The sequence below is a fragment of the uncultured Streptomyces sp. genome (assembly GCF_947488945.1).
Lineage (GTDB): Bacteria > Actinomycetota > Actinomycetes > Streptomycetales > Streptomycetaceae > Streptomyces.
The window spans coordinates 21034-31969 of the sequence record NZ_CANLBS010000038.1 but is presented as its reverse complement, the minus strand read 5'-3'; the positions used below and the strand labels follow the sequence as shown (position 1 = coordinate 31969).

Genomic DNA, 10936 nt, shown 5'->3' with positions numbered 1-10936 from the left:
CCGCCGAAGCCCGCAGTGCCCGTCCCGGCAACCGTGCTGATCGTCCCGTCAGACGCCACCCGCCGAACCCGATGATTGCTGTGTTCGGAGATGTAGAGAGTACCGGCGGCGTCCACGACCATCCCGTAGGGCCTGCTCAGCTGGGCCGAAGTCGCTGGGCCGTCGTCACCGCCGAAGCCCGCAGTGCCCGTCCCGGCAACCGTGCTGATCGTCCCGTCAGACGCCACCCGCCGAACCCGATGATTCCAGGAATCAGAGATGTAGAGGGCACCGTCACGGTCCACAGCCACGGCGTACGGCCTGCTCAGCTGGGCCGAACCCGCTGGACCTCCGTCGCCACCGGAACCAGCGACTCCCGTGCCCGCGAACGTGGTGATCTTCCCGTCGACCGCGACCTTCCGAATCCGATGGCCGCCGAACTCGGCGATGTAGAGAACCCCGGCACCGTCCACAGCGACCCCGTACGGCATATTCAGCTGCGCCGAAGCAGCGGGGCCGTTGTCGCCACCGGAGCCGGCAACGCCCGTCCCGGCAACCGTGCTGATCTTCCCGTCGGCCGTAATCTTCCGAATCCGGTTGTTCGCGGCGTCAGCCACGTAGACGGTGCCAGTACGGTCCACCGCCACCTCGCGCGGAGAGTTCAGCTGAGCCGTAGCGGCGGGGCCACCGTCCCCCCCGTAGCCCGCAGCCCCAGTTCCGGCGACGGTGCTGATCTTCCCGTCAGTCGTGATCTTCCGGACGCGGTGGTTGCTGCAATCGGAGAAGTAGAGGGTGCCGGTGCTGTCCACTGCGATCCCGTACGGGTGTTTCAACTGCGCAGAGAGGGCAGCACCGTTGTCCCCTGCGAACCCCGCAACCCCGGTCCCCGCGACCGTGCTGATCCGGGGTGCCGAGTCCTCGCTACCGGTGTCTGCCGCCTGAGGAGTGCTCACTGTCGTCCCTTCGCCGTTCACCGACCGCTCACTACAGCCGGTTGTAGATCGATTCCAGCAAGCGTGAGGAGTGCCCGGTCGGCAAAGTCACCAATGGGTGCCTTCGCGGTTTGCGTTGACGGAGACCGTCCTGGATCGGCTCCGGGACCACCGATGAAGGTCATGTTGATGGTCCTCTCCGCCTGGTCATGCTGGTCTCCCGGCTGGAGACGCGGTCGCGTGACCGGGCGGGCAGGAACGTAGAACACCGGTCTCGTCAGCGTCGCGTCGTGGCGGCCGGCCGGGGCAGGCACGGCGTGGGCCAGGCCGCATCCCACCGCCAGGACGCCCACCGCTGCGCCTGCGCGAAGATGCCGGAGCGTTCGGTGAGCACCGCCAGGACTTCGTCGCGGGCGGCATCGACTGCCTCGTGCTCGGTGTCGGTGACGATGCCGAGGCGTCGCACGTGGGCGTACTCGTCTTCGTCCTTCCACTCCCAGCGGGCGAGGTCGGGCGTGACGACCAGGTCCACGGTGAGGTCGAGGGTGTCGAACCCGGCGCCGGTGCGGCGGGAGGGGTGCTCGAAGTTGACGTACCAGTTCCGCAGCCGGCGCCCGTCCCCGTCGGGCACGAAGAAGGCGTTGACGCTGAACCAGGACCTGGGCGGCTTCCACAGCAGCAGGTCCGTCTCCTGCCACACCCCTGCCGCGAGCTCCCACTCCCCGGCCGCCATCGCGTCGAACGCCTCCGTGCGCACCGAGCGGTCCTCCTGCTCGCGGGCCTGCGCGTACAAGGCGGGCCACCGGGCCTGCGCGCCGGGAGCGCAGGCGGTCACCAACGCCTCGTCGGTGTCGGCGACGACTCGCAGGGCCAGCTCGCTCCACACCCGGCCCGACCGGAGCACGTCACGCCGTACGACCGTCTGCCCCGTCTCGAATCCGCGCACCGCGTCCCCTCCTCCGGCCCCGGGCCGTGGTGTCCGGCCCGGCTTCCCCACCTCAGCCCATCCCGACCGGGATGGGCAAGCCGCCATCCGAGGGCGGCCTGCCCGTGCTCCCGCCACGCCTACCGGCGGCGGCCGAACAGGCCGCGGTTCTTCTCCGCCCCCGCTTCGGCCGCCTCCCGGGCCGCGGCTTCCTCCGCCCGGCACTCCGCGTCTCGTGCCCCCTTCGCCTGTTCATAGTGTTCGGTCAGGCACGGTCCGCACAGCTCGTTGAGATGCTCAGCCCGATACTGCCGGACCATCTGCCACCGGACGTCGGTGAACTTCGCACCGCAGCGCCCGCACACGGGCCGCTGCGCCTCCAGGGCCGCGGCTTCGCGCTCCTTCTGGCGCCTGCGGGCCTCCTCCGCCTGCACCACGTACAGCCGGTCACCACCGGGGTTGTCCAGGGCGTCGGCCAGCGCCTGCCACTCCTCGCGCCCGAGCCTGCGCCACACCGTCCCCGCCGCCCCATCCGGATCGGCCGCGATCCGCTCCAGCTCGGCGACGACCACGGGCAGCGCCTGGTGGTAGTCGACGGTCGTGATGTCACCGCCCGCGTACGGGGTACCGGCGAAGTAGGAACGAGCGGCCTGCTCCAGCCGCCGCATCCTGCTGGCCCGCTGCGCCTTGGTCTTCCCGGTGAACACGAACGCGAGGGGCACGTAGCCCTCGCGGCCGGTCGCCGGGTAGATCCGCGACCACAGCCGGAAGCCGTGCACCGCCGCCCCGTGGTGGCCAGCCGCGTGCGCCTTGGCCTTGTCGGCCTTCGGCGCCAGGAGCTCGAACCACTCGGTGTAGCGGCGCGCCTTGTCCACCAGGACGTGGACGGGCTCGTTCACGCGGTCGACCTCCAGGAGAAACAGTGGTCGGCTGCATTGCGCGATTTCCCGAATGCCCATCAGAACGCCTTGTCAATAACCGGCCCGGGAAACGGGAAAGGGTGGGACAATTGCGATAACGCTATTTCCTTTTATGCCACTTGATGAAAGCTATGACACATACGACCCATAGAAGCCCTCCTACGAGAACGGGGAGTTCCATCCCTTCCGGGATCCAGGCCCCTTTCCCCTGGGTCTCTGCAACGTGGATCATCGAACCCCCTGCGTCTTCCCTCATAGGGAAATGGAAGTCAGCGCCGTTGCCGGTAACTGTCCGGCAGCCGGGATCTCTAGGGTTCCCGCTGAACGAATCTCCACGCGGTGTCGGCCATCGTCGAACGGCCGGCCCCGCCCTTCCGGTCCCCGGCCTCCCAGCTCTCAGACGAACGCGTCCACCCAGGGGAACACCTGGGAGGCGAGCTGGGAGGTCGGATGCCGGCTGCGTGCGGCCGTCCTGGCGGGGACGGACCGCGCGGGTGGTCAAGGGGGTCCGAGCTGCTGAAGCCTGGCGGTCAAGGGGGGCGTGCCTGCGGATCGCAGGTAGAGCCTCGCCGGGGGCCGGGCCGCTGTGACTGCTCGCGATAGTTGTCACCGGTGATGCCCGCCGACCAGGGACGTTCCCCTGGGATCGCAGCGCTTTCTGTCACTGCATGCACGCGGTAGTTGGTACTTCCGGGCTGATCTCAATCATGTTGTCACCAGCTCCGGAGAACGTGCCCAGCCCGAAAGTGGCGCACCAGACAACGCGCTCAGGCCAGAGGGCTTGTGGCCATTTGACCTGGCACGATGATGGACGCCACGGTGCCGATCTGGGTGCGCCCGATCCAGACCGGGGACCATCCTTCAGCGACATCGAAGGCGATGAGGTCAGCGTTCAGAGCTTCATCGGTGCTCTTCTCAAACCAGCCATCGCACAGGTTCTCGGTGGCCCGGTCCGAACCGGATCCTCCCCATGAAGACACTTCCCGCCGGTAGCGGCGGAATGGTGCAGTCAGCGCTACCCACGCCTTGACGTCGGCGATGGCCCCCGTAGCCTCGCTGTCGGAATGGAACCCGGCGGCTGCGATCTCGGCGTCCCCGATCTCGGCGTCCCCGATGGCATCGTTCACCCCGATGCCGGCCTCCCAGACGGCCACCGGGTCGTCGCCGACGCGCAGCCGGGTTGCGGCACATTCTCGTCCGTCGCAGTAGTCGCCGCTGTGCTCGTACGGGGCCTCCGTCCAGGCCGCCTCCACGCGGTACGTGCCAGGCGGAATCCGCGCGACGATCTCACGCCCCGGCCCCTCGGACCACGGTGAGTCCACGATCAGCCGACCGCTGGGAACCCGGATCGTGGTCACCTCCTCCACCTCGACCACGGTGACGAAGGTCAGCGGATCGTCAGCACGCACGCCGAGACGTGCCCCCGGCACAAAGACCGCGTCCAGAAACTCGCTGACCTCTCGCCCGGCCTCCAGCCGCGGATTCCCCACCCCTGCCATCCCACACACCCCTCATCCACCAACCAACTGCTTCAGTCAGAAGATAGGCGGTGCCCATGACAGCGACCCCGACAGATCCAGGCACAACGGACATGTCCGGTACTCAGCCATCAGGGTCCCGCCCACTCTCCTACGGGCCACCCATGGCGCTCACCCGGCCAACTGGGAACACTCACTCGGCAACTGCAGCAGGGCAGTGCCCGCACGCGATCGTTGCGCCAACCGTCGCTGCGAAGTGACACCCGCTGGGCGAGACTCCCCTGGCTGCCGGACGCCGGCCCCGTCGGCGTCCGGCCGCAACTGCGCCCGGGCGTGTAGGGCGCCCCCGGCAGGCAGCAGGCACCGGCGGGCGGGCGGCGGGCGGGCGGTGCGACCGCGCACCGGCCGGGGACGGACAGGCCGGGCGGCGCCGCCCGGCCCGGAACGGCACCGCGGCGACCGGCGCAGTGGCGGAAGCGGCACAGCGACCCGGCGGACGGCGAGCGGCCCGGCTGCGTACCGGCGGAGCCGGCCGTTTGCACGGCACCGGGGCGGCGGTTGCCGGGCCCGGCGGACGGCGAGCGGCCCGGCGACGGCGAAGACGGGGACCGGCCGGCATCTTCTGCGGAAGCCGGGCCGGGGGCCGCACGAGGTCGGCCGGGCCCCTGGGGTGCGCCGTCAGCGGCCGGCGCCCGGCGGTAAGGACGGCGCGGGCGGACCCCCGGTGCCTGACGCCGGCCGAACGGAACCAGCAGCGCGAAGGCCGCCCCCTGCCTACCGGCCGGGTCCGGTCCGGCGGGCGGGCGGGCGGGCGGGCGGGCGGGCGGGCGGGCGGGGCAGGCTGGGGCCTGCTGGCGGTGGGCGGGGACGGCGGCTTCCACCGGAGCGGCTGGGGCGCGGCCGCGGAGCTGGGGCGGGAGCGGTCACGGCGGGGGGTGGCCGAGCGGCGGCACAGCTGCAGCGACGGGTTGGTCGACGCCGGGTCCGCCGCACGCAGTCGGCCAGGATCCGGGCGACGTCGAAGACGGGGCCAACGACCCGCACGCCGATCCGTAACGGCGCGTACGGCGGAGCTCGTACGGAACACCGGCCCCCGCCCCCGGTCTTCGCCTGGAGCCGCAAGACGCGCACGCATAGCCGTAACGGCGGGCTCCGCCGCGGCGGCGGACCGGCCGCTCGGCTGTGTCCGTCGGCACGGCTGGGCCCAGCCCGTCAGCGGCCGTCGGCCGGGCGATTTCTTCCCTGGCCTCCGGACACCGCGCCCCCGGCCGGGATCGGGCACAACGGCACGCGGGCGCGTAGTGCGTCACGGACCTCGCCCGGCGCCCGGCGGGCGCCGGGCGAGGTCTACCGGGCGGGCGGCGGGCGCCGGGCGCCGGGCGAACAGGGTGGCGGGCGGCGGGCGGCCGGGGACGGCACCGCGGCAACCGGCACAACAGCGGAAGCGGCGCGGCGCCCCGGCGGACGGCGAGCGGCCCGGCTGCGTACCGGCGGAGCCGGCCGCTTGCACGACACCGAGGCGGCCGTTGCCGGGCCCAGCGGCGGCGAAGAGCGGACCGACCAGCACTCCTGCGGAAGCCGGGCCGAGGGTGTGCCGTCGGCGGCCGGGGTGGACGGCAGAGTCGGACACGGGACCCGAAATCCGATGGCCCCAAGGACTTGCTAGTCGGTCGCTATCCTGGTGGTCCTCTACTGCAGCGGCCACCGGGACGGCGTCAGTGAACAGGCTCCCCGTGCAGAACGGTGGCGAGGACCTCCTCTGCCTCTTCATCGAACCGTACTGTGACGTCTTCTGGTTAAAGCCCGGTGACGAGTTCACCGTTGTGCCAGCTGATGAGGTGTCGGATCCCCAATTCACGGTGGCTGCGGTCAAGCACCGTCTGGTTGTCTGGATCTTCGAAGGCGGCGATCCCGCGAAGGTGATAGTCGACTACACGGTTATCGATAGCAATGGAACTGAGCTGCCGGATGGCTACCAGTGGCCTGCTGGCCGGAGCCCCTACTGACGCCCGACCAACAGATCTCAAACACGGTCTGAGAGGTCGTTTTCGTCCGATGTTTCATCCTGGGATGGCATGTTCTGTGTTCGTTTTCGGGTCACGCCAGGAGATGGTGTTCTCGCTGGTGAGGCGGCGGGCCATGAGGTCGGTCATGGCAAGGTGGATGACGGCTTCGGAGCGGGTGGGCAGGGTTTCGTAGTCACGGGCCAGGCGGCGGTGGAGCATGAGCCAGCCGTAGGTTCGCTCGACTGCCCACCGCTTCGGGATCGGGGTGAAGCCCCTGCTCCTCGGCTTGCGGGCGGTAATTTCCATGTCGATGCTGAGGGTGGCGGCATGCTCGACGAGGTGCCGGCGGTAGCCGCCGTCGACCCACACCTTGCGGATGCCCGGGTGGTCGGCGGCGACCTGGTCGAGCAGTGCGGTCCCGGCCACGGAGTCCTGCACGCTGGCCACGGTCACCAGCACGGCGAGGAGAAGGCCGAGCGTGTCGGTGACGATGCTTCGCTTCCTGCCGACGATCTTCTTGCCGGCGTCGATGCCCTGGCCGGTAGCGGGGACGCTGGTGGAGGTCTTGACGCTCTGGGCGTCGATCACGCAGGCCGTAGGCTCGGCGTCCCGGCCTTCCTTCTCTCGTAGAAGCTGCCGCAGCAGGCCGTTGAGCTGGACGAACACGCCCTCATCGGCCCATTTGGCGAAGTAGCCGTAGACGGTGTTCCAGTGCGGGAAGTCGTGCGGGAGGTACCTCCACTGGACCCCGGTGCGGTCCACGTACAAGATCGCGTCCATGATGTCGCGCAGGTCGTGCTCGGGCGGCCGGCCGAAAGCCAGGGCCCTGCCACGGCGCTCGAAGCGCCACGCGGCCAGGACCGGCTCGATCAACTCCCAGCGGGCATCAGACAGATCACTCGGATACGGACGTCGCTTCGGCATGTTTCCGGCGTACCGCGCCGGACCGAGTGCGCCCAGGCGCACAACAATGACGGCAGAAGCACACGACCGCGAAGACCGGGCATCCTGGGATGAGACAGGAAAACGAAGCCTCCCGCCCCATCTGCAACCCCACCCGGCCCGCAGGCATCGCCCACATCAGCAGCCCCGCCTGTACCGCACCCCGACACTCCGAGAATCGACTCATAGGCGGGCGGACATGATGAAAACGACCTCTGAAAGAGCGTTTTGTCCCGACGGGGGTGCTTCGTTGCAGTTCAGGTGGCGGACCACTTCGGGCCGGCTGAGGCGGTAGACGCTTGTTGTGGCAGATGGGGCGGGTGACGGCCATCGAGGGTCCGTTTCGGTCCCTTCGCTCCTGTCTGATCCCAACACGCTCCCGGTCGCGCCTGTTTGCGCCCTGTGGCGGGACGGCGGCCATCGGTACTACGGAAACATGCCTCGCCGACAGCGGCCGTACCCGAGTGACCTGTCCGATGCCCGTTGGGAACTGCTGGAACCAACTCTGACAGCATGGCGGGCCAATCGAAGAGGGAAGGGCCTGGACATCGGCCGACCGCCCGAGCACGATCTGCGCCGGATCATGGACGCCATCCTCTACGTGGACCGGACCGGGATCCCCTGGCGGTACCTACCGCACGACTTCGCCCCATGGGAGACGGTTTACGGGTACTTCGCCGCCTGGCAGAAGGACGAGGTCTTCGACCAGCTCAACGGTCTCCTGCGGCGACTGGTCCGAGAGGCCGAGGGCCGAGACGCCGAGCCCAGCGCCTGTATCCTCGACGCCCAGAGCATCAAGACCTCGGCCAACGTGCCGGCGGCCGGCCAGGGCATCGACGCGGGCAAGAAGATCGCGGGCCGCAAACGGCACATCGGCGTCGACAGCGCCGGCCTCCTCCTGGCCGTGCTGGTCACCGCCGCCAGCGTCTCCGACAACGTCGGCGGAATCCGCCTGCTCTCGGACATTGCCGCAGGCCACCCGCGCGTCACGAAGGCGTGGGCCGACAGCGGCTACCGCACCAAGGCCATCGACCACGGCGCCCGCCTGGGCATCGACGTCGAAGTCATCCGCCGCGACCCCGCTCACAAGGGTTTCAAGGTGATTCCGCGGCGCTGGGTCGTCGAGCGGACCTTCGGCTGGCTCATGCACCACCGTCGCCTCGCCCGCGACTACGAAACCCACCCCCACCGCTCCGAAGCCATGATCAACATAGCGATGATCGACCTCATGAGCCGCAGACTCACCCGCGAATCGACCCACAACTGGCGCGACAGCTGAACGGCGGCAGCGTCGGGCTCCTGTGAATCACAGCAGGTAGGGCCACAGGCTGACGCTGTTCCGCTCCACACTGATCTCGCCCCACGTTCCATCGACAGCAGTCGACGGCGGCGGGTCGGCGAGGTCGAACAGGATATGGGTTCCAGCTACTTCCAGCATGGCTCCGCCATCGCCCGTCAGGCACAGCCGCCCCCGAAAGACGATCCGACCGCCTTCCTCCTCATCCACCCCTGGGGAAAATGAAGTGGCCGGTCGAGTGTTGCCGCCCCAGGCCACGTCCTCTTCAACAGTCCACTCCACCTGATGTTCGCGGCCCACTCCCGTCGGACCGCCGCACCACAACGCCGCAACGGAGCCCACCTCCGAGCGCACCCGAACCATCGCGCGCCCGTCGGCGACCTGCCCTACCGCTTCCACTTGGACCCACACCCCCCGATCATCCACGGCAGCACTGCGTTGCCGAACACTCCTGCCAGGACAAAACGCTTTTTGAGGATCCTGGCGACGTCGACACCCTGGACGTGCAGGCGGGCCATCGCAGCGGCGATACCCGGCCAGGCCGGGGAAGCGAGGATAGCGTCGCGGACCAGGCCCCCGGGGACCGTGGCACGCGACAGGTCGGCCCACCGGCCGGTGCCCTCGGCACGGGTGCGGGCGATGTTGTCGGCTACGCCCGCCGCACACCGGCGGCCATCCGGCCCAGCTGCGGAAGGAACATGGTGAGGCCGACACCGGCCTGCTGGAGGAGGCGAGCTGGGATGCCGTCACCGGCCAGTCCGGTTCCTTCATCAGGTTCTCGAGGACGGGGCCCGGCACGGTCTCGCGGAGCTGTTCGGCGGACCAGCCCGATGCCGGCCCCCCGGCTTCCTCCTGAAAGAGGATCCGGCGACCAGCATGTTCCGACGGATGGCTCCGTTGAAGAGTCCGGTGCGGGCAGGGTCGGCGGAGACTCGGGCGAAACGATCCAGCAGTCCACGGCGAGGTTTCACCGGGGGCAGCGGTTTCGCGGTGAGGGTGTTCGCCGCGAGGTCGAGGGTGAACAGCGCCGCGCGTGCGGGGGTGCGCCGCAGGGGCGGTGTCCCGATCGCGCCGGCCGACAGGACGGTTGGGCCCTGCGTGCCCACGGGGTGCCGCAGTCGGAAGGTCTCCGGCACCTCGGTCTCCCCCACAGGGACCTGGACGCTGAGTCCGCGCCGGTGACGAGCAGCCCACGCGGGCTGCGACCCGGTGAGGACGCAAGGGCCGGGCAGAGGAGACCTCTGCTGCAAGGAGCCGTTCACCATCTCCGCGTAGGGGACCCCCGTGGCGCCCGTCACGAGGACGGGCACCACGGTCTCCGGTGACTGTGGGGGCACTGAAGGTTCTTCTCCCTCGCCATGAGCCGGCCGGATGCAGGCACGGGACACCTTGCACGAAGCTCGTGATGCGGGTGATCGAATCACCGCAGTTCGCGGAGGAGCCGCCAAGACCTGCGGGGCCGACGGCCCGCTCGACCGAAGCTCGTTCGCGCGGGAACCGGTACGGCCTCCGGCCCGGCAGAGAGGGTCTTCCAGCGCGCCCCGGTTACAGACCCCCGGTCAGCGGACCCCACAGGGCTTGCACGTCCGCCCCAGCCGGAACACGAACCCGCCCCCGCCGCAGGGCGGGGGTGACAGCGCCGGCGGCCGGAGGAGCGGCGGGGCCGTCGGGGACGGCTCCACCACCCCGGCGCGGCCGGGTCATTGTCGAGATCTGTGGATCTGAGCTGCGTTCGGGAGCCGTTCGCACATCAGCGGGTCATTGGCGCTGCGTGCCGGGGGGAGCCGGCCGAAATAATAGTCCATCGATTCCGAACCGAGCGAGCCCTCTGCCCAACTTCCGTGATACACCGGGAAGATCAGCATGACGTGCGCAGAGAGGACACCGTCCATGGGCCGACCGAAGACCTCTGCTCCCATGCCGGGCGACACGAAGGTGCTGTCCATCGGTCTGCACCCGAGTGTGCTCGACTACAGCCGGATGCCCGACGGTGTCGACGAGGCGGTGCTCACGGCCCGGATCGAGGCGGCGAACTCGGCGCTGCGCGAGGCGGGGTTCGACGCCGTTCCGTGCCTGATCGACCTCTCTCCGGACCGCGCCGAGGCAACGGTCCGGAAGCAGCTCCGGGAGCACGCGTTCGGCCTGGCGATGATCGGCGGTGCCGTGCGGATGCTGCCGGAGCACACCCTGCTGTTCGAGCGGCTGGTCAACCTTCTCACCGAGGCAGCGCCCGGGATCCGTCTGTGCTTCAACACGACGCCGGAGGACACGGTCGAGGCGCTGCGGCGGTGGATCCAGGCATAGACGAGGTCCGGGCGTCAGCCTGACTCCCCGTTCGCGGACTTCCGCTTCCGGAGGCGTCCGCCGGCCCAGGAGCCCGGCCCCCCACGTGCCGGTGATGTCGTTCCACCGACGGAATGGCGGCGCCCTGCGGAGCGGGTCCAGGTCTCCACCGCC

The 10936-nt window shown here is 69.8% G+C and carries 8 protein-coding genes and 1 pseudogene; 3 read left to right on the top strand and 6 right to left on the bottom strand.

Annotation, left to right across the window (positions count from 1 at the left end; genetic code table 11):
- The 4 genes and pseudogenes from Q0994_RS32940 to Q0994_RS32925 all read right to left on the bottom strand — a co-directional run.
- A pseudogene (locus Q0994_RS32940) lies at positions 1 to 932 on the bottom strand (hypothetical protein); the annotation flags it as partial.
- Positions 933 to 1188: 256 nt separating this feature from the next.
- Positions 1189 to 1857 (bottom strand): DUF402 domain-containing protein, encoded by a 669-nt coding sequence (locus Q0994_RS32935; protein ID WP_299542214.1) that lies wholly within the window; start codon positions 1855 to 1857, stop codon positions 1189 to 1191.
- A 119-nt stretch (positions 1858 to 1976) separates the two neighbouring features.
- On the bottom strand, positions 1977 to 2735 hold the full coding sequence (locus tag Q0994_RS32930; protein ID WP_299542212.1) for a hypothetical protein: 759 nt from the start codon (positions 2733 to 2735) through the stop codon (positions 1977 to 1979).
- Between the two features lie 788 nt (positions 2736 to 3523).
- Positions 3524 to 4255 carry a DUF4241 domain-containing protein gene (locus Q0994_RS32925; protein WP_299542210.1) on the bottom strand — a complete coding sequence of 244 codons (732 nt, stop codon included), beginning with the start codon at positions 4253 to 4255 and terminating at the stop codon, positions 3524 to 3526.
- Positions 4256 to 5952: 1697 nt separating this feature from the next.
- On the opposite strand from Q0994_RS32925, the gene Q0994_RS32920 reads away from it, so the two are divergent.
- Positions 5953 to 6240: a hypothetical protein gene (locus tag Q0994_RS32920; protein ID WP_299542208.1), complete on the top strand. Its 288-nt coding sequence runs from the start codon at positions 5953 to 5955 to the stop codon at positions 6238 to 6240.
- Between the two features lie 54 nt (positions 6241 to 6294).
- On the opposite strand, the gene Q0994_RS32915 is transcribed toward Q0994_RS32920, so the two are convergent.
- Positions 6295 to 7164, bottom strand: a complete 870-nt coding sequence (locus tag Q0994_RS32915; RefSeq protein ID WP_299542206.1) for an IS5 family transposase — start codon at positions 7162 to 7164, stop codon at positions 6295 to 6297.
- 454 nt (positions 7165 to 7618) lie between these two features.
- Between Q0994_RS32915 and Q0994_RS32910 the strand changes: the two genes are divergently transcribed.
- The gene (locus tag Q0994_RS32910; protein ID WP_299542204.1) at positions 7619 to 8461 is read left to right on the top strand and encodes an IS5 family transposase; all 843 of its coding nucleotides are present in this window, start codon (positions 7619 to 7621) and stop codon (positions 8459 to 8461) included.
- A gap of 27 nt (positions 8462 to 8488) precedes the next feature.
- Here the strand turns inward: Q0994_RS32910 and Q0994_RS32905 are convergent, their stop codons facing one another.
- Positions 8489 to 8890, bottom strand: a complete 402-nt coding sequence (locus Q0994_RS32905; protein ID WP_299542202.1) for a hypothetical protein — start codon at positions 8888 to 8890, stop codon at positions 8489 to 8491.
- Between the two features lie 1479 nt (positions 8891 to 10369).
- On the opposite strand from Q0994_RS32905, the gene Q0994_RS32900 reads away from it, so the two are divergent.
- Positions 10370 to 10783 carry a hypothetical protein gene (locus Q0994_RS32900; RefSeq protein ID WP_299542200.1) on the top strand — a complete coding sequence of 138 codons (414 nt, stop codon included), beginning with the start codon at positions 10370 to 10372 and terminating at the stop codon, positions 10781 to 10783.
- Positions 10784 to 10936: the final 153 nt, after the last annotated feature.

Excerpts from the sequence above, each read along its gene's own strand:
- Q0994_RS32925 (WP_299542210.1), bottom strand. The coding sequence starts at position 4,255 with ATGGCAGGGGTGGGGAATCCGCGGCTGGAGGCCGGGCGAGAGGTCAGC.
- Q0994_RS32915 (WP_299542206.1), bottom strand. The coding sequence starts at position 7,164 with ATGCCGAAGCGACGTCCGTATCCGAGTGATCTGTCTGATGCCCGCTGG.
- Q0994_RS32900 (WP_299542200.1), top strand. The coding sequence starts at position 10,370 with ATGGGCCGACCGAAGACCTCTGCTCCCATGCCGGGCGACACGAAGGTG.
- Q0994_RS32910 (WP_299542204.1), top strand. The coding sequence starts at position 7,619 with ATGCCTCGCCGACAGCGGCCGTACCCGAGTGACCTGTCCGATGCCCGT.